We start from the raw sequence: 21,083 nt of genomic DNA, 5'->3' as shown, positions 1-21,083 counted from the left end.
CATGAGAGCCGGGATGCTGGTGCTGCTCGGGACGTTGCTCGCAAGCTGCATCTTCGCCGCCCCGCAGGTGGTGAAGGAGTGGAACTTCAACACCGCCGGCGACGTGGAGGGCTGGAAGGGCGCCAACCACATCAAGGACGTCAAGGTGGCCGACGGCCTGCTGCAGGGCACGATCGTGGACTGGGACCCGTTCCTCATCGGCCCGCAGTTCGAGATCACGGCGACGCCGTGGCAGGCGGTCGAGGTGCGGCTGAAGACCGATGACGGCGGCGACGGCGAGATCTTCTGGACCAACACCACCCAGACGCAGTACGGCGGCTTCTCGCCCGGCAAGGAGACACACTTCGCCGTCACCGGGGATAACGAGTGGCACGAGGTCCGCATTCAGCCGTACTGGCAGGGCGAGGGGAAGATCATCCTGCTGCGGCTGGACTTGCCGGCGGTGCGCGGCGGGCAGAAGACCTTCGCCATTGACTGGATCCGCATCGTGGACCTGGGGGCGGCGGCGCCGGTCAAAGAGGAGCGGTGGAACTTCGCCGGCGGGCTGCAGGGCTGGACCGGCCAAGGCGGCGGCACGGTCACGCCCGCCCGGGGGCTGCAGTTCGCGGCCACGGGCGACGACTTCCAGCTCGTGAGCCCGCCCCTGCAGGTGCCCGTGGATGACAAGTGGGTCGTGCATGTGCAGATGACCGCGACCGGCGCCGAGGCGGCCACGCTCACCTGGGCCTCGGACAAGGCCTCGGGTCTGCAGCGGCTGGCCTTCCCGCTGCGCGCGGATGGGCGGCCGCATGTTTACAACCTGGATGTCTCGGGTTCGTCCGGCTGGGTCGGCAACTGCCTGCTGCTCGGGATCAGCCTGCCCCGGGGCGCCGCGGGGACGGTCCAGACGGTGGCCCTGGCCGCCGAGCCCGAGGGCCCGCCCGATGTCGAGGTGACGGGGTTCTTCGCCGAGGATGCGCTTAACCGCGCCGGGCGCGATTCCCCGCTGCTGCTGACGGTGACCAACCATGGCGGCACGGCCGCCCAGGGGCTGAAAATCGGGAAGCTGGACCTGCCGGCCGGCATGCGGCTGGTGGGCACCGGGGCGGCGCTGAACCTGCCGGAGGTGCCGCCTGCCGAGACGGTGCGGCAGCGGCTGATCGTGCGCGCTGATCGGCCCATCGCAGCGCGCGTGCAGGCGACGCTGACCGGGCCGGGCGCGCCCGCGGCGCCGGCGGCGGCGGAGGTGCGCCTGCTACCGGACCTCAAGCTGCCGAAGGCCTCATATGTCCCCGAGCCCAAGCCCGTGCAGTGTGACTACGAGATCGGCGCCTACTACTTCCCCGGCTGGGACGGGGCGAACAAGTGGCGCTGCGTGCGCGATGTCGCCCCGATCCGCAAGCCGGTGCTGGGCTGGTATGACGAAGGCAACCCCGAGTGCGCGGACTGGCAGATCAAGTGGGCCGTGGAGAACGGCATCAAGTACTTCAGCGTGGACTGGTACTGGAGCGCCGGCGGGCGGCACCTGGAGCACTGGCTGCACAATGCCTACATGAAGAGCAAGTACCACAAGTACCTGAAGTGGTGCATGATGTGGGCCAACCACAACGCCCCCAACACGCACTCGGAGGCGGACCAGCGGGCCGTGACGCAGTACTGGATTGACCACTATTTCGCCATGCCCGAGTACTACCGCATCAACGACATGCCGGTGGTATGCATCTGGGCGCCGGGGAACATGCGGCGGGACATGGGTGGCAGCGCCGGGGCCAAGAAGCTGCTGGACATCTCGCAGGAGATGGTGAAGGCGGCCGGCTACAAGGGCATCTACTTCATGGCCATGTGCAGCCCCGATGCCGGCGCCGTCAAGCTGCTCAAGGACGAGGGCTACTCGGAGACGACGACCTATCACTACATGGGCCACGGCGGCAAGGCCGCCAACCCCATGCGCTTCTCCTTCGACCTGGTCGCGGGCTCCAGCCGCGAGCACTGGCAGCAGTTCGTGGACATTGACACGCTGCCGTTCATGCCGAACATCTCGACCGGCTGGGACAGCCGCCCGTGGCATGGCGACCGCGGCGTGGTCATCACCGGCCGCACGGTGCCCCTCTTCCGCCAGATCTGCGAGGAGGCCAAGAAGTTCGCCGACGAGCACGGCATCAAGCGGCTGATGCTCGGCCCGCTGAACGAGTGGGGCGAGGGCTCCTACGCCGAGCCCTGCGCGGAGTTCGGCTTCGGGATGTATGAAACGGTGCGCGATGTGTTCTGTAGCGGCGCCATTCATGGCGCCCCCGGCGCGATGAATCGCGCCCCTACGAACTTCGGGCCGCAGGATGTGGGTCTCGGGCCGTACGACTTCACCGACATGGATGTGCCGCCGCGCACGAGCTGGGACTTCAGCGACGGCACGCAGGGCTGGGGCGCGGCGATGGGCGTGGGCGACTTCAAGGCCGAGAACGGTGTGCTGAGCTTCGTCACGGCCAGCCGCGATCCGGCCCTGACAGCCGCGCTCCAGGGCGTGCGCGCGAGCAAGTTCAGCCGGCTCGTGATTCGCCTCAAGTATGAGGGCCTGCCGGCGGGCAAGGACACGGCGCAGCTCTTCTGGTCGGTCGGCTCGGGCGTCAGCGAGGCGCTCAGTTGCCGCGCGGACATTGTGGCCGACGGGCAGTGGCACGACCTGGTCATGGACCTGAAGGCCAACCCCCGCTGGCGCGGCAAGGTCGTGCAGTTCCGCTTCGACCCCTGCAGCGCCCAGGGAGTGAAGGTGGCGATAGACGAGATGCGGCTGCAGTAGCGGTGCAATTCATCGCGCCCAACGATGGAGCGGCGAGGCCGAATGGCGGCGCGATGAATCGCGCCACTACGCCGATCCCGCCGGCGTGGCGAGCGACGAGTGAAGAGCATACATGAGGGCACATCATGCTAACCGGCCAGCGACGACTCACGGCAGTTCTCGCGGGGATTGTCTGCTTGGCCGCTGGCCTCGCCGCCGCTGCGCCGGTCTCCTTCGCCGGCGGCACGGCTCTCGTCGTGCAGCCTGAGAACAGCTATAACGGCTATGACTTCACGATCTACTCCGCGCTGCTGCGGCGGGGGTTCGCGGTGACGCAGGGCCAGCCGGACGACCTGGCCGACGCGGCGAAGCTGGCCGCCTACGACCTCGTCGTCACCAGCCTGAAGCGCCACTTCACCCCCGAGCAGATCGCGGGACTGAAGGCGTACGTGGCTGCCGGTGGCGCGATGTACGGCAACTGGGGCGGGCCGATGTCCTGCCCGGAGCTGCTGGCCGCCTGCGGCGTCAAGAACGCGCGGAGTGTGTACATCAAGGGGCTGACGCTGCCCGACTCGCCCCTGACGGCCGGCCTCGGGGAGCAGCATTGGGCCTTCCCGGTGTTTGCGGGCCATCTGAAGCTGGGCGACGGCGGCCGCGAGATGGTCGCCTTCGACCGGCTGGACGGCCTCGAGGTGGCCCGCGATGCCGAGGGGCGCTGTCTGGGGTCGCTGCGCGAGGAGGGTCAGGGACGCTGCGCGGTGTTGGGCTTCTGCCCATCGAACTACCGCTTCGTCACCGACGACAGCGGCACGGCAGCGCAGGTGCTCGATAACCTCCTGGCCTGGCTCCTGCCCCATGGCCCGGGCGTCCACCCCCTGCCGCAGACGTTCCGGGTCGCGCTCCCGCGCGGGGCCAGGGTCTCGTCGGTCTCGGTGGACGGGAAGCGGCTGGCGCGACCGGAGGCGCAGACGCTGGGGTCGCTGACGGCGGTGACGATCCCCGTGGCCGGCCTGGCCGACGGGAAGACGGCGTCGGTCCGCGTGGCCTGCGAGTTGCCGCGCGTCAAGCAGCACCTCGAGACCTGGCTGCATGACCCCTCGGCATGCCTCCTCACGAGCTTCACACCTCCGGAAGCCGCCGACTTCCTGACACGGCTGCATGTCGCCACGGTCCAGCCGTTGTTGCGGTATGAGGGCGGCGGGATCAACTGCGCCCACAGCATCCCCGGCGACGCGCTGCGCGGCTCGCTCAAGGACTACCCGGGCGACAAGTTCGCTGACGCCCTCGCCGCGTGCCAGGCGCGCGGCATCCAGGTGATCGGCGGGCTCTACCTGGACTGGAAGCGGTTCCCGGTGCACCTGAAGGACGCACCGCCGTATGTCGGCAGAGATCGCGTCGTGCCGGAACCCAAGCTCCGCCAGACCGTCTGCCCGCTCGATCAGGGCGTGTGGGAGCACAACCTGGGGATTGTGCAGACGCTACTCGACAGCTACCCGACGCTCGATGGCGTCATCCTCGACGACAACTTCGAGTTCGACCGGCAGCCATGCTACTGCGCGGCGTGCCTGGCGAAGTTCGCGGCGTGGTGCGCAAAGCAGCCGGGCAAGCCCGACCCGAAGGCCGATAGCGCCGGCCCGGCGTGGAAGGCCTTCTGGGTGGAGCGCAAGCTGGAGTTCTGCAAGCGTGTCCATGACCTCTGTGCCGCGCAGGGCAAGCCGGTCGGCGGCTGGACGGGCCAGCGCGGCCCCATTGCCTTCCGGGGCGTCTTCGACTTCGCCGGCGACATGGTCTATGTCGAGCCCCCCTGCAGCGTCGCTGCGCTGTGGCCGCGGGTCGCTGACTTCCCGGTCGTCACGCTGTTGTGGGGCATGAACCGCAAGCCCGCCGGGATTGAGGGTGACTTCGTCGAGGCCATCCGCGCGGGCAGCAACATCGCCGGCTTCTGGATCCAGTACGCGCATGTGGACGGGGCGACGGACAACCCCTGGTCGTTGGGCTGGACGAACCCTGAGGGCTTCGCCCTCACGTCCGGAACGCTCACGGCCATCGAGCACGCCTTCGCCGGGGCCGAACAGGCCTGGCGGGACTACTACAGGGACAACCTGGTGCAGGGCGACGCACGCTTCGTCATCACGAGCGCCAGGCTGGACGCCAAGGGCCTGACGGTCAACGTGACGCGCCTGCCGCAGCCCGCGCCGCAGCGGATCATGGGGCCGGTGAGCCTGTCGGGTCTGTAGGGCGGGGGCGGGGTACGCCCGACACTCCTGTCGGGCTCGCGCATGGGGCATCCCCCCCATGCCAGGAGGTCGGCCATGGGGCCGTTCCAGTTGGGGTGCTACATTGACCCGCGTGACCCGAGACTGGCGGCCCGGCTGGCGTGGCTGCGCGAGCGCGGTATGGGGCACATCGGCTTCGACGGCATGGGCCGTGAGGATCAGGCGGCGCGCGAGTACGTCAAGGCGGCGGTGGCGAGCAGCGGCGTCACTGTGCAGGCGGTGCATGGGGAGCCCGGGCTGGTAGCGGCTGAGGGCGAGGAGGAGGCGCTGCGGGCCCAGCACCGGCACGTCGTGGAGCGCGCGGCCGCCTTCGGGGCGCGGGTGGTCGTGCTCCACTTCGGCATTCTGCCCCGGCCGCTGCCGCGCGACGAGCACTTCGGGCGCAGTGCCGACCTGCTCCACTGGCTGGCTCCGCAGGCCGCCGCCGAGGGGGTCGTCATCGCCCTGGAGAACCTGCCGCCGCAGTACCCGGCGGGCTGCCGCATCGAGGACATCATCAGCTTCCTCGAGTTGCTGGCCCTGCCGAACGTGCGCTGCTGCCTGGACAGCGGCCATGCGCACCTGGCGGGGATTGACGTGGCGGGGGCGGTGTGGCAGGCGGCGGGGTGGCTCTACACGACGCACCTCCACGACAATTGCGGCGCGTGCGCGGCGGAGGCGCAGGTGGCGGACGTGGACCGGCACCTGGCGCCGGGCCTCGGCACCATCCACTGGCCGGAGGTTCTGCGAGCCCTGGACGAGGTCGGCTTCGTGGAGCCCGTCATGTTCGAGGGGATACGCACCACGCGGCATGGCCAGGACCTGGATGTGGAGCGCGCGACGGAGATCACGCTGGCGAACTGGGAGGCCTTCGGGCGGATCGCGCAGTGGTAGACGGGGGCATGCGCTTCAGCGCCGGCCGGGGGCGGTGGTCAGGCGCCACCACAGCCGCCACAGTTCCCAGAACGTGCGCCAGATCGTGCGCGGCTTGCTGATCGTGGCCACGCCGGTGATCCGCGCCGCCATCGGTGACTCGATCTCGACGAACCGATAGCCCAGACGCTTCGCCTTGGCCAGGACCTCGGCCAGGTAGACAATCCCCCCAAACTCGATGTGCAACTCGGAGAACAGGCGCGTGGGATAGAGGTGGATCCAGTTGACGTCACGCAGGCGCAGGCCCAGCAGTGTGCAGGCCAGCGCGTGGTAGACGCCGCTGCCCACGTGCTGCCAGCCCCGATAGCCCAGGCGCCGGGGCCGGTAGCCGACGACGATGGTGTCCGGCCCCGAGGCGGCCAGAAAGGCCCGGAGCTGCGCGGCCGACAGGGGGCTGTCCACCGGGCAGATGATGGCCCGGTCGCACCGGGCATGGCGCCCGGCGGTGGTGATGCCGCCCCCGATGCCCCGGTTCTGCTCGTGGTGTAGGGCGCGGATATGGCTGTCAGCGGCGGCCAGGCCGTCGAGTATCTCTCCGGTGCGGTCGGCGCTGCCGTCGTTGACGATGACCAGCTCGAAGTCCTCGGCCGCCTCGGCGGCCGCCGCGCGGATCTGCGCCACCGACTGGGCGAGCAGCTCCTGCTCGTTGTACGCAGGAATGAGGATGCTCAGGCCGGGGCGCAGCGGGCCGGGGTCAGTTGTGCGGTCGCTGTCGGCAGTCATTGTCTCATCTCAGGTATGTCTGCGAGCGTCCTGCGGACGCAACGGCAACGCCGAACGGCGTCCTCACCCCTGCCCCTCTCCCTCGGCCTTCGGCCTCCGGAGAGGGGAGCGACAACAGCCCCGCCCCCCGCCACTTGCCACCTGCCACTTGCCACTTGCCACTACAGCCACTTCTCCAGGAAGTCCAGGCCGGCCTGCACGCGGATCTCGTGGCCGCCCTCATGCAGGTCGAGAGTCATGCGCTCAGGCTCGAAGCCCAGCTTCACATAGTGCTCCCGCGCGCGCTCGAACTCCTCGACCACGAAGGGCCACCAGGCGATGCCGTCGCCCTTGCCGGTCTGGCTCATGAAGGGGCGGGGGGCGATCAGGGAGACGAGGTCGCTGTCGCTGAACTCTCGGAGCCAGCCGGGGATGAAGATGTGGTTCTCATCCACCGACAGGAAGCAACTGTAGCGCGGGTCGTCAATCGCCATCTTCTTGACCCGGTGGTTGAACCACGCGGTGCAGATGCCGACCCTCAGGCGCGGCTCCAGCGGCATGGTGAACAGCGTGTAGGCGCCGCCCAGGCTGATGCCCCACATCGCCACCCGCGTGGTGTCGAGTTCCTCCCTGGTCTCGGCATAGTCCAGCAGACGCTTGATCTTGGCGATCTCCAGGCCCCACAGCGTCTTGTCCAGCATTGTGCACAGGCGTGTGAGGCGCTCACGGGGCTTGGCGCCGGTGACGTTCAGGGGCGCGAGCACCGCATAGCCGGCCTCGGCCAGGCGCTGGCCGTAGCAGTGGTAGAGCACGGCGTCATCGCCGAAGCCGAAGACGCGCTCGGGCGAGCTGCCGATGCCGTGCTGAGCGACGACGAGTGGGAAGGGCTTGTCGCCACCCTTGGGGAGCGCCAGGACGGCGCGCCCGCGCAGGTGGCCGTACAGATTGATGGTCACCCAGAAGGCGGTGAAGTGCTCGTTCTCGGCGAACGGCTCGACCACGGGGGCCAGGTCGGCGTCGGGGGCGCCCCAGTCGCCGACGGCCTGCAGCCAGCGCTCGCGGTTGGGCTGGACGGACCGGGCGTAGGCCTCGGGCGAGGAGTAGTCGCGCTGCCAGAGGCGATCGGCGCGCTCGGGGTAGGCTTCGGACAGGCCGCGCAGGAAGTCCTCGGCCTCGTGGCGCAGGAGGCCCTGACGGTCTTCAGCACCGCGCGCCATGAGTCCTGGCGGGGCTGTGAAGGCATTGTCGTAGAAGGTCACTGTCATCACTCCCGGGTCGCTGGTTCCCTGCGCGGCGGATAGAACCCTTGCAGTCAGACAGAAAGCGGCCTACTGACGTGGAAAGGGGCCCTCCGAACGGAGGGCCCCGGTGTGCGCATGTGGAGGATAGCGCCGTGGTTAGTCGCTGTAGCGCTTGGTCACGCGGTCCTGGTCGGTGCCGTCGGGCTCCATGGTCCAGACCTCGTTCTCGCGGGTGAAGGCGATGCGGCTGGCGTCCGGGCTCCAGACAGGGAAGCCATCGGAGCGGGCGTCCACGCTGACAGGGGCGGCGCCGGTGCCGTCGAGGCCGATCGTCCAGATGTCGAAGTCACCGTTGCGGTTGGAGGCAAAGGCCACGACCGTCCCGGTGCCTGTGGCAGCGACCGAGGGGTGCTCCTCGCGGAAGTTGTTGCCCTCGGTGCCATTGATCGCCGTGGTGGCCCCGCCGCCGGCGCTGACCACCCGCAGGCTCGTGTCCACGCCGGTATCGCCCTGCCGGCTCTGGTAGATGATCTGTGTGCCGTCGGGGCTGAAGACAGGCCACTGGGCGTCGGTGGCGTCGTCGGTGCGGTTGACCATGTGCAGGTCCGTGCCGTCGCGGTCAATGACCCAGATCTCCCAGCGGCCCGTGGGGCTGTTCTTGGTGCTGACGAACACGATCTGGGTGCTGTCGGCTTTCCAGCTCGGCTGGGCGTCGGCGCCGGGGACGGTGGCATCGGCACTGGTCAGCGGATCCAGGCGCTCGTCGTCACCCGCGCTGGGGTCCATCAAGTAGAGTGACTGGGTGCCACCGCCACGGCGGGCCACAATCGCGATGTCGCCGCCATCGGGCGCCCATGCCGGCTGCTTGCCGCCCTCGTCGGTGAGGTCCTTGTCATTGTCAGTCCGAGTCAGGAGCGTCAGGTTGCCGCTGCCGGTCGAGATCGAGTAGACATAGCGGTTGCCGTTGGCGCCTTCGGCGGTGAACGCCAGGCGCGTGCCGGCCGGGTTCCAACTCACGCGCTCCATGACCCACTGGTAGACGAGCTGGTCGTTGCTGCCGCTACAGCCGATGAGCAGCATCGCTGCGACAGCCAGAACCAGACTCACCGCCACGAGCTTGGACATCTTGGTGCTCCCTTCGTCACGGCCGGGGCCGCGGCATCTGAAGAATACGCATGGGGTTCTGACAGCGGCGCGGCGGTGAAGTTTCCGCCGCGGCAGGGATTATACAACGGACAGCAACGAACGGGCAATGGGCAATGGGAGGGCCGGCAGGGCCGCCACGGACCCACGGGCGCCTCTACTCCGTCGGTGCGGGCGGCGGGGCGACCTCCCCCACTCGGAACTCATAGCTCGAACTCCCCAGTTCGAGCCCCGAGTTCACGATGCGCACCGCCAGCCGATACGACCCACTGGTGCGCAGCTTAGGCCTGTACGGGAAGTAGGCGGCGCTGCGCGAGCCGATCACGATGGCGCGGGTCTCGCTGGACACGAGCGCGCCGTCGGCATCATAGGTCTGCAGAACGGCCTTGGGCTTCAGCGCCGCGTATGTGTTGTTGACCGCGGCCACGAACAGCGACACGTCGGAGGGGCGCCTGAACCCGCCGGCGACCGCCGCCGAACGCACGCTTACGGACAGGGGCTCGGGGTACAGGGCTGCGCTGCGGACCTGGGCCGTGCCGGAGGCGCCGGGCAGCACCTCGAAGCCCACCCGGACGCGCACGGCCCCAGGCTTGGTCCACAGCCGCGGCAGCGACAGCGTCACCGCGCCGCTCTGCCCAACCGGCACCTCCTCCGCCTGCTGTAGCCACACTGCCGCGTTGTCCTGCGGGTCGAGGCAGGCCACGACCAGACGCAGGCGGCAGTCCGGCGTCTCCGCGGCGGCCACATTGGCCTGCAGGCGGTACGGCAGGGCGCCGTCCAGCAGCACCGGATCAGACAGCCACGCTGCGCCCAGACCTCGTGCGCTCTGGAGAACCAGGAAGTTGGACTGCGGGATCGCCGTGGCCAGGTCCGCTGCGTGATGGGTGTCGCTCAGGGCCGCCCAGCCGCGCGGGTCACACTCGCCGGCCATGGCAAAGCCCCCGTTGGGCAGCAGGTTCGGCCGCAGTTCTGCCCTGATCTTCGGCGGCGCCGGCAGCGGCACATACGTGGTGTCGTGCGTCAGCTTCACGTTGTCGAGCTTGATCTGCGCGCCGTCCGTCTCCAGGCGGAACACGAGGCGCACACTGTCATAGTGCACCTGGACTGTCGCCGGAGGAGCAGGGGCAGGTTCGGGGGCGGGAGCTGTCTCGACGGCGGGAGCGGTTTCCGTCGCCGGAGCCGCCGCCGGAGCGGTCCCCTCGGCGGGGGCGGCAGGTGCCGGCTGAGTGGCTGGGGCAGCGCCCTCGGCGGGAGCAGCGGGTGCCGGCTGAGTGGCCGGGGCAGCACCCTCAGCGGGAGCGGTCGGGGTCGGCTGAGTGGCGGGAGCAGCGCCCTCCGCGGGAGCAGCCGGAGTCGGCTGAGTGGCCGGGGCAGCGCCCTCAGCGGGAGTGGCGGGTGCCGGCTGCGTAGCTGGAGCAGCGTCCTCCGCAGGGGCGGCAGGCGGCTCGGCGGGCAGTGGAGCGGGGACCTCGACCGTCTCCGGTAGCGCGATCTCGCGTACATACCGCGTGGTCGTATCGGCCGTCGGCAGGCTCTCCCAGGCACCGATGGCGAGGGGATGGCCCAGGGCGTCGCAGAACTCCAACCCGTACGAGACGTTGCCGGTGCGGCTGGAGTACGTGAAGGAGAGCGTCAGGGGCTCGTGCGTGACGCGCAGGTACCCCACGGTGGCGAGCCGCGCGCCCTGCTTGCCGAAGTCACCGAACACGCTGAGACCGTTGCGACCGTCCGTGGCGGCGTCGGGGCGAACGAACCAGGCGCCCTCGACCTGCCAGCCAACCGGTTGGCCGCCGGCGACCAGCTCGAAGCTGCCGTTGAAGGGGAAGGTGGCGGCCTGGCCGAGGGCACAGGCCCCCAGCAGCCCCAGCAGGACGGCGGCGACTGCGTGGGCGCAGCGTGGGGCCGCGTGGGCGCGGACATCCTGCACGCGCCAAGGCCGTCCGGCCCGACGCGCGGGGTTGTTGCTGTGGTTGTGGTTCTGCATGTGAGCGTTCTCCGGGACCTGCGGCGCCGGCCCCGGCGGCGCTCAGGTCAGGGCTTCAGGGCGTCATACGGCAGGGGCTGGAAGGCGGGATCGTAGCCGTAGAGCTTGCAGACCAGGTCAATGATGTCGGCGCCTTCGACTTCGCGAGTGCGCGAATCTATAACCCGACTGTGCGGCGGCGGGTTCCACTCGTCGTAGACGGGCTTCTCCCATTCCTCACGGAACACAATGGGATAGGCCAGCTTGAAGGGCTCGATCTGGCCGATGCGGCTCAGCGCGAGTTCGGCCCGCTGGCGGATCAGGTCCTGCGCTTCCTGCGGGGGTAAGGTCAGCGCCCCCAGGCGGCTCAGGCCTACCTTGACCGGGGCGGTCACGACCCCCGGGATCAGGGCCTCCACCTCGCGGCACAGGTGCGCATCACCGCTGGCGAAGACGAAGGGCACGCCATAGTGTCCCGCGATCGCCGCCTGCAGACCCGCCTCTCCTAGAGACAGGCCATTGAAGGTGTAGTTGCGCACCTCCATACACATGGTGTGTGCCAGATTGCCCTGGATTGTTCCCGCCTTGGCGTGGCCGCCGACCAGGCCGGTAGCCTGGCAAGTGGCGTCCAGATAGGGCAGCCAGAAGGGGCGCTCGCGGCCATGGATGACCAGCGGGCGGTCGTCGAGTTCGTCCAGGTCAATCGTGTAGCCGGCGCCGTGGCCGTCGTTGACGAGGACCTCCGTGGCCCCGCCGTTGTAGAAGCCGTCCACGGCGGCCTGGACCTCGCGCGCGAGCCACTTGCGGCTCCGCAACCGGCGTTCGAGGTTCTCCGCCGACTCGTCGTCGCGGTTCTCCCAAGTGTAGACGCCCGCCACACCCTCGTAGTCCGTCATCAGGTAGATCTTCATGAGGGACGCTCCAGTATCGTGGGGTCATCCGCCCAGAGCGGCTTGTACTCCGGGTCGAAGCCGTACATCTTGTCCATGAAGTCCTTCATGTTCTCGGCCTCGATCTCGCGGGTGTGGCTGTCAATAACGCGGCTGTGCTGGGGCGGGTTGGCCGGGTCGAAGACCTGGGTGTGCCATTCGTCGCGGAACAGCACCGGGCCCTCGATGGTCAGCGGCCTGACCTGCCCGATCCGCCGCATGGCCTCCTCGGCGCCCTCGCGGATCATCTGCCGGGCACGGACCGGGGTGACAGTCATGGCCGACAGCAGACTCAGGCCCACCTTCAGCGGGACCGTCACACACCCGGGGCACAGCTCCTCCATCTCGCGGCATGCGGCCACGTCGCCGGCGCAGAAGACATAGGGCACGCCGTAGTAGCCGGCCAGGAAGGCCTGGTAGCCGGTCTCCCCCACCTGGATGCCATTGATGGAGTACGACTTGATCTCCGTGCCCATGGTGTGGGCCAGGCTGGCGTGGGGGGTGCCGCCCATGGCGTGGGTGCCGAGGCTGCCCAGGCCGGCGAAGGTGCTGTCCAGGCCGGTGCAGTACTGCGGCCGGTTGCCGCCGTGCTCGATGCGCACGCCCGGGCGCACCAGATCGAGGTCAATCGTGTAGCCTGCGCCATGACCGTCATTGATCCAGATGTCGGTGGCTCCGCCGGCGCGGAAGCCATCGGCCATGGCGTTGACCTCCCCAGCCAGCCAGCGGCGCTGGCGGCAGCGGCGTTCCTGGTTCTCGGGGCTGGTGTCCGTCCGGTTCTCCCACTGGTAGACCCCGGCCACCCCCTCCAGGTCGGTGACGACATACATCCTCATGGGTGCCCCGCCTGTTCTGCCATTGAGCCTGTTTCGGGGAGGCGCAACTGGCCATGCGCGTGACGCCGAGGGATGAGCGCACCCATCATCTGGAGTAGCCCCTCGGGGTGCGATGGCGGAGTCTCGAAGCTGAACGTCTTCGTAGGCCCGATGTACTGCGTCTTGAGCCCCAACCGTTCCAGGTCGGGGCACAGATTCTGTATCTCCTGGCGGATCCGCTCCAAGTACTTCTTGCGGCAGGCGCTGTGCTTCAGCAACTCAAGCAGGGAGGGACAGAGCTGCTCCGAGCATTCGGTGAGTCGGTACGAAACCGTCTTGTCGGGCTGGACTGCCAGGAGAAAGGCGAAGAGCGTAGCCGTCACACGCTGCGTGAACTGCATCTCCGCGAGGGGGCTGTGCAACCCGATGTCGGGGTCATATGGTATGTGATAGACGACGGCAGGTAGGTCGCCCGGCTCCACATCTGCTATGATCACCCCGGTGTTGGGGCCCTCGTTACTGAGGACCGGCTCATGCGCCTCGCGTAACAGCCTTAGGCACTCGCCGTCGAAGTCAAGACCAAACACCGTGGCGCTCTGACAGGTCTGCCATCCCGCGCACTGCTGAGCCACTTCGGCAAGCCCTTCCTCCATCCTGCTTCTCGCGCCATTCACGGCCACGACGAGGCGCACAGGGGAGGGCGGATGAGCGCGGCCCAGTCTCTGCGCAAGGTCCTCGGGGTCGACAGTCAACAGCACCCTCAGCTGCGCCGCTGTGGACGACCTGGCTCCGAAACTCGCTGTCTTCAGCTCAAGGATGATCGCTGCACCCGCAGCCGCATACAGCAGTATGTCGGGTCGGCAGTGGCTGTTGACCCTGGCTCCGACGCTGCCACTGGTCGCGGAGGGTACCGGGTGCAGCGGTGGGGACAGAGCCTTGACGGCATAGCCATGCTGTGCGAAGACCGGGCGGATGCTGTCCGCGCCACCGGTCGCGGGGCCGATGCCGGCGAGGTGTAGGTAGAGATTCAGCTGGTAGAGCTCGTCCTTGGCAAGATCATCCCAGGTCACGGCGTCCCCCTGTCAGGCCTGAATGTAGTCCGCATACGGCTTTCCGCCTATGGTCGCTTCTACTCGGGGCACAAGGTGTTGCTGTATGTTGGCAATCAGGCGATGGACCACATTCCCACAGGTACCCGAGCCGATGGTGACGACGCACCCGTCGGGAGTGATCTCCATGGTGAACTGCTGGAGTAGGTGGAGGTCGACACCGTACACGTGATAGCGTCGCGAGGATATGCGGATCGGCTGTCCCCACAGGCGAAAGGGCGGTCTGCCCTTCGCGATGGTGGATGAGAGGAAGCGTTCCAGTGCTTCTTCAGACAGCGGGTGCAGGAACTTGACGTGCAGCGCTGAGCCCCGAATGGAGACAGCGGAACCGTCCGGCACTGGCTCCAGACCGACCGGGAGGTCCTCCTCGATGGCAGCAGTGCTGTGTTCGTAACCGCGAAGGGCCCTCACCACCGTGAGGCGGTGCTCGTAGAAGCTCTGGGCCCAGTTCGTGACCTTCCCGGTGGAGTGAAGGTCCGACCCGCCCTTTCCTCCGCCTGCCGGGGGCAGCCTTAGCATCGACATCGCGTGGAATGGCGCGTAGTTGTCGCGAAGTCCAGGCAGAACTCTGCCCAGCACCCGAAGGCGTTCGCTGAACGTGGTCGCCGCCGAACGGGTTATCCCCCTCTCCCGGACAACATTCTCGGGCGCGTCAACGGTGTCAACGTCCGTCTCATACCGGTTCTCGCTCTCGAACTTCATCCTGATCCAGGCGTTGTTGGAGGCCGACTGGCGGACCGAGTCCCACAGGCGGTCGAAGTAGAGCCCTGCAACCCACATGTTGTCGAGGTACGGGCTGGCAGCGAGGGCTTTGTGGACGATATTGTCTGTGTAATGAACCTTCTCGGTGGTGTGAAGGACTAGGAACCGTGGCGACACACGCTCCAGAATCCCCAGCCACTTGCCGAACGTCTCATCGCCAACGCGGAAGATCATGTCGTCGAACTGCTGCGTGCAGAGTCCCGACCCCCGAAGCAGTTGCTCCATTGTCAGCTGCCCTTGCTGGCGCTTCGGGACGGTCTCAATGACGTAGCTTTTCACCACCGGCGCGCGGTACCGGCCGTCGGTCCGGATCTCGGCGTAGCGCTCCGCGGCGTGACCATCGAGCATGCTGAAGGCGGCATCGCGTGATCGGAGTGCGGCGATGTCTTCGGAGGAGGTGAACTCATACATGGTGTATGCACCGCTGTCTGGGGTACTCGCTCCCGCGATACCACATTCGAGGCGACATCAAGAGCCACCTGCCTGCACCGGCGACTCCTGGCTGTCGAGCGGTTCGACGCAGTCGTCACAGCGGGCGCGCCGCTACAGGCTGTACAGATCCCGCGGGTTGTCGTGTAGCCAGCGCTGCGCGAGGTGCAGCGCACGGGCTTCGGTGAGGCTGCCTGCTCGAACGCGCCGGGCCAGCACCTGCGCCATGGCCTCCCGCGCCTGCAGCAGCGCCCCGTACACATTCTCTACGTTCCACCAGTAGTCCCCGCCGAAGCCGATGACACGATTGGCGGGGACGAAGTCGAGCCACAGGTCCAGGGCCTGCCCGTACAGCAGCGGGGAGATGAGGTGGCTCCAGCACAGGTTCAGCCAGACATTGTGGGTGGCCCGCGCCACCATCCCCGCGTCGGCGGGCGAGGGCGTCCCGGCGTGGAACAGGTCGAAGCGCGTGTCCCGGTGCGCCAGGGCCATGGGCAGGACGTTCGTGGGGCGGATGGTCGTGGGGTCGGCATAGTTGCCCGCCCAGACGCCGGTGTGGATCACCGCCACGAGGCCCAGCCGCCCACAGGCCTCCCACATTCGGTCGCGCAGGTAGCTTTGCAGCGCCGCCAGGTCGTCGCCGTCGGCGTGCCCGGCGCGCAGGTGCTGGTAGGCGGCCAGGGCCTGTGTCTGCTCGACGGGCACATGGGCGAGGCCGATGCTCTTGACGCCGATCATGCCCTCCTCGCGGCGGCGCTCCAGGAGGGCCTCCATGGCCTCGAGGAGGCCGTTGAGGGTGGGGGGCAGCAACAGGGCATCGTCCACGCCGCCCAGGGCATCATCACACAGCGCCCAGCGGTCGGGGTCGGCGGCCTCGGTCATCACGGCCTGGTAGCCCTCCCGGTTGGGCCCGCCGATGAAGCGCGTCTCGAACAGGATCGGCCGGAACAGGTCGGTCCGCCACATGGTGCGGTTCTGGTTGAGCACGGCCACAATGCCGCAGTCCTCCCGCAGGCAGCGCTCGAACAGGCCCGGCTGGTTGTGGGCGCGCATCTTCTCTGTCAGCCGCGCGAAGTTGTCGGCCGTCAGGTCGTCCTCGCCAAAGTAGTGCCTGAGCGCCTCAAACGGCGGCCGCGCCACGGCGTTGTCGCGCACCAGGTCCAGATACGGCGCCAGGATGCTCCACTTTTCGTCCAGGGGCACGTCCTCGCGCTCGAGGGCCTGCGCGCGCTCCGGCGGCATCCCGGCGCAGATGTACTGGGCGGCGAGGTACTGGTAGAACAGCAGGAAGACATCCACCCGCCGCGCCACACGCTTCTCCTCGGCGTGCAGGTGCTCGTGGGCATCCACGACGGGCAGGGCGCGGAGCTGGTCTGACAGGGCGGCGGCCAGTTCATCCATGACAGAACACTTCGCCACCCGCCGGGCCATCACTGCCTGTCCCCACGGAAAACGCGCCCTCCGAGGGGAGGGCGCGTTCCGGGGCTCAACGGTGACTAGCGGCTACTCGAAGTAGACCCCCTCAAACTCGCCGGCCACGAACGTCTTCGGGTCGTCCTTGAAGACCAGGAAGATCTTGCCCTTGACCTTGCCGAGGACGGCCGTGTCACTGGGGTCCTTGGCCAGCGTCCACTCATCAATCTTCAGCGCGACGGCCCAGTCGGAGTTCATCGTCATGGGCGAGCCGTCCTTCTGCTCGTAGCTGTACCACCCGTCGGTGTTCTCGGGGTCCTTGTCAGCCATCTTCTTGATGAACTCGCCCGGCTTGCCCGGCTCCAGCGTGAACTCCATCTTCACTTCAGTGTCGTCAATCAGCATCCCGGTGGGTTTGTCAGGCGCCTTGTCCGTCATCTCCAGCTTGCACTTGCCGTCACCCTTCTCGATGCGGACCAGAGCGGCCTCGAAGGCCACGCCGTTGACCATGCCCTTGACCTGGCCGGCCGGAATGTCGGCCACCGTGGGATTCTCCATCCACTTGGCTTCACCCGCAGCGGCCGGGGCTGCCGCGGGGGGAGCGGCCGGCGTAGCCGACGGCGGGTTGGCGTCGGGTGTCGGCGGCGTCGTCTCCACCGTCTTCTTCGGACAGCCACACAGCGGCAGCACGACCACAGCAACGACCAGTAGCGCTAGCAGCGGTAGACAGTACTTACCCATAGGATCCCGCCTTTCGAGCAGTAGCGTCTCACTGAAGGCGTCTTTTCGCCAGGCGCCGGGCGGACACCTTCATGCCCGGGCCGACTGGCCGCGTGGACGGTATGCAGTCGCGTGGGCGCGCGTGTCCGCACGCGCGCTGGGGGGGTCGGCTCCCGGCGGTTGCGCGCGTGGGGACACGCGCGCCCACGCGACATCTGCGCCCACGTCTACTGCTGCTTGCGCATCTCCATCGTCATCTGGGCGTTCTCGATTGTGACCGGCAGGTTGATCGCCTGGCCCCCGGCCATGCCGCCCATGCTGACCAGCATGATCATGTTCTGCGCGATGTTGGCCTGCGACAGTGGCGTGACGCCCTTGGCGGGGTCAAAGTGGTTCACGAAGGCGATGTTGGTCTCGAGCTTGGTGATGTTGAAGCTCATGCCCATGGGGCCACCCGTGCCCGGGGTCTGGCCGTGCATGGACATGGTGGCCTGGCCCTCCAGACGCGCGGTGCGGACGCCCTGCAGGTCCTCGTAGCCGGCGAACTTGATCTCGCTCTTGCCCGACAGACCGCCCTGCGCGTTGGTCTGCTCGTCCTCGACCTTCCACACAGCCCCGGGCGCGACAGCCTCGTCCGGGAGGCGGGAGGTGAGCGCGCTGAGGCGGCTCAAGTCCAGGCCGGTGAACGAAGACGCGTTGTACAGCGCGTTCATCAGCTTGATGGTCTCCGCGTCCGGCGTCTGCTCACCCGTGGGCTTGACCGTGTACTTGAAGGTGGAGGCGAGCGCCTGGGCCAGCTTCTGGCCGTTTTCGTCCAGCGGCTGCTCCTGCCCGTTGACGCTGCTGGTGAGCTTGCCGTTCTCCCACTTCATCACGATGTCCATGGGCTGCTCGGCCACGGCGATGCCCATGCGCACCGTCATGACGGGGATGGTCGTCTCGACCTGTGCCGACCCGTCGGGGTTCACCGCCTTGCAGGCGTTCTGCATCGTGAGCGACATCTCAAGCGTGGTGTCAAAGCCCATGGCCGGGATGCCGGTTTCTGGCCCGGGGTTGAGGTTGACCGGCAAGGTGCCGGTGGCCCGGGTGGTGTATACGTCCGTCTGCCCCGCCGTGAACTTGTACCGGAGCAGAATGGGCTGCTCCTGCGCCGCCGCCAGGGCGACGACACACAGCATCGCAACCGCTACCGCCAGCACTCGTTTCATAGGTCTCCCTCCTACGGACTGACTCAGTCAAAGATGAACGGGTTCGTCCAGGCCCGGCGTCCGGTCTCGTCCATGATCTCCACACGGACCATGTTCCAGGCGTCGGGGATGGTCCACTCGATCTGCGTGTACGGGCCCGGGCGCCCGAGCCGGAAGCTGGTCCAGCCGACGCCGGGCCGTGGGTTGACCACGCGCACCTCCTGCGCCGGGCTGCACTCCAGCCGCATCTGCCGCCCGTTGAACTCCACGGCCTCGATGGTCGGGCCGGTGCTGGCGTAGAACATCCCGTCGCGGATCGCGGCCAGCAGGTCCGCCTGGTCGCGACTGGCGGCCTTCACCCACACCCAGCCACCGATGGCGTCCGGGTAGTGCCAGTGGGCGTCGTCCACGGCCAGGCCCAGCGGCTGCCGGTCGCGCGCCCACAGCTCATCCCACTGCACGACCGACTCCCCGCGCCCGATGCCGTGGTGGCAAGTCGTGTTGTAGACCTCGATCCCGATGATGCCCTCCACAGGCAGCAGATCGCCGGACGTGAGCGAACTCCAGCTCGGATGGGCGATCCAGCACAACTCACCCGCACTGTGCGCCAGGGCCACGAGGTCGTGGACGCTCATCTCGGGGCTGGGCTTCACTTCCCGGTGCTGGCCGATGAGCACCAAATGGAAGCTCTGGCCCAGCTCACCCTTCCCGCCGTTGAGCTCGGAGCCGGGGATGAGCGTTATTCCCTTATCGTCCAGAATAGTGACATCCGTAAGGCGATTATGGTCCGTAATGGACAGGAAATCGTAGGCGCGTTCGGCGTAGATGTCCACGATCTGCTGGGGCGAGGGCTCACCGTCGGACTGGTTGCTGTGGGTGTGCAGATTGCCCTTGAGCCACTCGCCGGACTGCGCAAACGGGTTGGTCATGGTGCTTGCTCCTGTCACTGATGCTGTTGCGGCTGTCGCCATTCCTTACGCGTAGTACCCCCGGTACTTCTCCAAAGCGCAGCAGATGGCCTCGATGTTCTGAAGCGGCACATCATCGGCGCACTCGGCCACCAGCATCAGCCCGCCCTCCGGCGACCCCAGCACCTCCACCGCCTCACGCACATGGTCGTCAATGTCCTGCGGCTTGCAGAACGGGAAGAGCTGGCGGTCCAGGTCCAGGGCCACGCAGACCTTGCCCTTGCATTCGCGGGCCAGGTGGTGCAGCCCGTTGGCGCGGATCTGGGGGTTGAGGACGTTCACCCCGCACTCGATCAGGTCCTTGATGATCGGGATGATGTGCCCGTCGGTGTGCATGTGCACCTTCGCCCCGGCGGCGTGACACATGCCGTACATCCGCCGGTAGCAGGGCTTCATGTACTTCCGCCACTTGTGCTCGCCGATGGCCAGGCCGTGCTGCATGCCCAGGTCGTCGCCGAAGCCCATCACGGCGGGCTTGCTCTCCAGCATCCGGGCGATCTCTCCGCAGTTGTACTCCAGCACGATGTCAATGAGCATCTGCAGCTCCGGGGGTTCTTCGGCGAAGTCTACCATCAGCTCCTCAAAGCCGCGCAGGTCCGCCAGGATGAGCCACATGAAGCCATGCTTGAAGCCCGAGCCGGGCGGTGGGGCCTGCAGCCGACGGACCTCGGCCCGCGTGGGGACAGGATGGCCGGTGACGATGGACTCGGCGCCCTGGTGGATGTTGCTCCACACGCAGCCCCAAGCGTCCACGTGCTCGCCGGCGGCGTACGTCGTGGGCACTACGTCGAAGTCCGTCGCGCCCTGCTGCCGGTCGCCGAAGATGATCGGGTGGCGCAGCACGATCTGTTCAAGCGCCTCACGGTGCCTGATCCAGGCCGAGGGCAGGAGGCTCACGGAGACGGGGATGAACGCGGGGTAGTCGAAGTCCATGGCCTTGGTGCGGTCGTCGGGCATGTGGGCGCTCCTTGTCCTCAGGGGGGCGGGTGGGGCAGCAGGAGTCCGGTGACTGTGGTGCGAATAAAGACAATGGTGGCTATTGTTGGCATTGAAAGGAGAGACTGTATGCGCAAGGGCTTCACGCTGATTGAGCTGTTGGTCGTGATCGCAATCATCGCGATCCTGGCCGCGATCCTGTTCCCGGTGTTCGCCAAGGCACGAGAGAAGGCACGACAGACAAGCTGCCTGAGCAATGTCAAACAGATCACCCTGGCCATGTTGCAGTATGTCCAGGACTACGACGAGAGGTTCCCTGCCTACGCCTCCGGGTCCTACACAGTGTCTCCGTGGATCTTCTGGCCCCACCAGTTGGAGCCCTACATCAAGGGCTGGCAGGTCTTCAACTGCCCCAGCAGTGTCTATGGGGGCACGAGCATGGGCTACCACGGGATGACATACCCGCAGCGCCCGTGCTATGCCTTCGTCAACTCCCTGTGGGGCTCCTCGATCGCCCTCGCCCAGATACCGACGCCCGCCGCCAAGTTCCTGGTCGCCGATAGCAACCACCCGTCGTTGGGTGACATCCGGGGCTTCCTGACGGCCAGCAGGTGCGCGATGTGGGGCGCCCCCAGCGCTAGCTGCCCTAACAGCACCAACGTCAATTCCACGCACATCTGGCTCGTGCCGCACAACGAGGGCCTCAATATCGGGTTCATTGACGGGCACGCCAAGTGGCTTCAGGGCAATACCTGCTGGGGCCAGTACGTTGCCGGGGCCATGAACCCGACAACATAGTCCCGCCTCGGCCCTGCATCAAGTGGAG

The 21,083-nt window shown here is 67.7% G+C and carries 17 protein-coding genes; 4 read left to right on the top strand and 13 right to left on the bottom strand.

Translation table 11 applies throughout. The features are described from left to right. The first annotated feature begins 1 nt into the window (after position 1). From LLH23_13710 to LLH23_13700, 3 genes are all read left to right on the top strand, one after another. Complete coding sequence (locus LLH23_13710; protein MCE5239527.1) at positions 2–2,773, top strand: glycoside hydrolase family 99-like domain-containing protein; 2,772 nt, start codon at positions 2–4, stop codon at positions 2,771–2,773. 125 nt (positions 2,774–2,898) lie between these two features. Then, positions 2,899–4,989, top strand: coding sequence for a hypothetical protein (locus LLH23_13705; GenBank protein ID MCE5239526.1), 2,091 nt, complete (start codon positions 2,899–2,901; stop codon positions 4,987–4,989). 75 nt (positions 4,990–5,064) lie between these two features. Next, the gene (locus tag LLH23_13700; GenBank protein MCE5239525.1) at positions 5,065–5,901 is read left to right on the top strand and encodes a sugar phosphate isomerase/epimerase; all 837 of its coding nucleotides are present in this window, start codon (positions 5,065–5,067) and stop codon (positions 5,899–5,901) included. A 15-nt stretch (positions 5,902–5,916) separates the two neighbouring features. Here the strand turns inward: LLH23_13700 and LLH23_13695 are convergent, their stop codons facing one another. From LLH23_13695 to LLH23_13635, 13 genes are all read right to left on the bottom strand, one after another. Beyond that, positions 5,917–6,663 (bottom strand): glycosyltransferase, encoded by a 747-nt coding sequence (locus tag LLH23_13695; protein MCE5239524.1) that lies wholly within the window; start codon positions 6,661–6,663, stop codon positions 5,917–5,919. Positions 6,664–6,824: 161 nt separating this feature from the next. Further along, on the bottom strand, positions 6,825–7,907 hold the full coding sequence (locus LLH23_13690) for a hypothetical protein (protein ID MCE5239523.1): 1,083 nt from the start codon (positions 7,905–7,907) through the stop codon (positions 6,825–6,827). A gap of 132 nt (positions 7,908–8,039) precedes the next feature. Beyond that, positions 8,040–9,008: a hypothetical protein gene (locus tag LLH23_13685; protein MCE5239522.1), complete on the bottom strand. Its 969-nt coding sequence runs from the start codon at positions 9,006–9,008 to the stop codon at positions 8,040–8,042. Positions 9,009–9,183: 175 nt separating this feature from the next. Next, a complete protein-coding gene (locus LLH23_13680; GenBank protein ID MCE5239521.1) occupies positions 9,184–11,010 on the bottom strand; it encodes a hypothetical protein in 1,827 nt (608 codons plus the stop codon). A 47-nt stretch (positions 11,011–11,057) separates the two neighbouring features. Next, positions 11,058–11,900 carry a M55 family metallopeptidase gene (locus tag LLH23_13675; protein MCE5239520.1) on the bottom strand — a complete coding sequence of 281 codons (843 nt, stop codon included), beginning with the start codon at positions 11,898–11,900 and terminating at the stop codon, positions 11,058–11,060. Further along, positions 11,897–12,754 (bottom strand): M55 family metallopeptidase, encoded by an 858-nt coding sequence (locus LLH23_13670; protein ID MCE5239519.1) that lies wholly within the window; start codon positions 12,752–12,754, stop codon positions 11,897–11,899. The genes LLH23_13675 and LLH23_13670 overlap by 4 nt, the downstream gene beginning before the upstream one ends. Beyond that, on the bottom strand, positions 12,751–13,803 hold the full coding sequence (locus LLH23_13665) for a hypothetical protein (GenBank protein ID MCE5239518.1): 1,053 nt from the start codon (positions 13,801–13,803) through the stop codon (positions 12,751–12,753). Before LLH23_13665 ends, LLH23_13670 begins: the two co-directional genes overlap by 4 nt. Positions 13,804–13,815: 12 nt before the next feature. Beyond that, positions 13,816–15,015: a hypothetical protein gene (locus tag LLH23_13660; protein MCE5239517.1), complete on the bottom strand. Its 1,200-nt coding sequence runs from the start codon at positions 15,013–15,015 to the stop codon at positions 13,816–13,818. A 132-nt stretch (positions 15,016–15,147) separates the two neighbouring features. Continuing rightward, complete coding sequence (locus tag LLH23_13655; GenBank protein MCE5239516.1) at positions 15,148–16,434, bottom strand: amidohydrolase; 1,287 nt, start codon at positions 16,432–16,434, stop codon at positions 15,148–15,150. A gap of 102 nt (positions 16,435–16,536) precedes the next feature. Further along, a complete protein-coding gene (locus LLH23_13650) occupies positions 16,537–17,187 on the bottom strand; it encodes a hypothetical protein (GenBank protein MCE5239515.1) in 651 nt (216 codons plus the stop codon). Positions 17,188–17,393: 206 nt separating this feature from the next. Continuing rightward, on the bottom strand, positions 17,394–18,374 hold the full coding sequence (locus tag LLH23_13645; protein MCE5239514.1) for a hypothetical protein: 981 nt from the start codon (positions 18,372–18,374) through the stop codon (positions 17,394–17,396). Between the two features lie 23 nt (positions 18,375–18,397). Further along, positions 18,398–19,282 carry a hypothetical protein gene (locus LLH23_13640; protein MCE5239513.1) on the bottom strand — a complete coding sequence of 295 codons (885 nt, stop codon included), beginning with the start codon at positions 19,280–19,282 and terminating at the stop codon, positions 18,398–18,400. Positions 19,283–19,327: 45 nt separating this feature from the next. Then, a complete protein-coding gene (locus LLH23_13635) occupies positions 19,328–20,278 on the bottom strand; it encodes a hypothetical protein (protein ID MCE5239512.1) in 951 nt (316 codons plus the stop codon). A 108-nt stretch (positions 20,279–20,386) separates the two neighbouring features. Between LLH23_13635 and LLH23_13630 the strand changes: the two genes are divergently transcribed. Continuing rightward, positions 20,387–21,055, top strand: a complete 669-nt coding sequence (locus tag LLH23_13630; GenBank protein ID MCE5239511.1) for a DUF1559 domain-containing protein — start codon at positions 20,387–20,389, stop codon at positions 21,053–21,055. Positions 21,056–21,083: the final 28 nt, after the last annotated feature.

This window comes from bacterium, assembly GCA_021372615.1.
Taxonomy (GTDB): domain Bacteria; phylum Armatimonadota; class Zipacnadia; order Zipacnadales; family UBA11051; genus JAJFUB01.
This window is presented reverse-complemented; position numbering and strand designations above follow the sequence as displayed.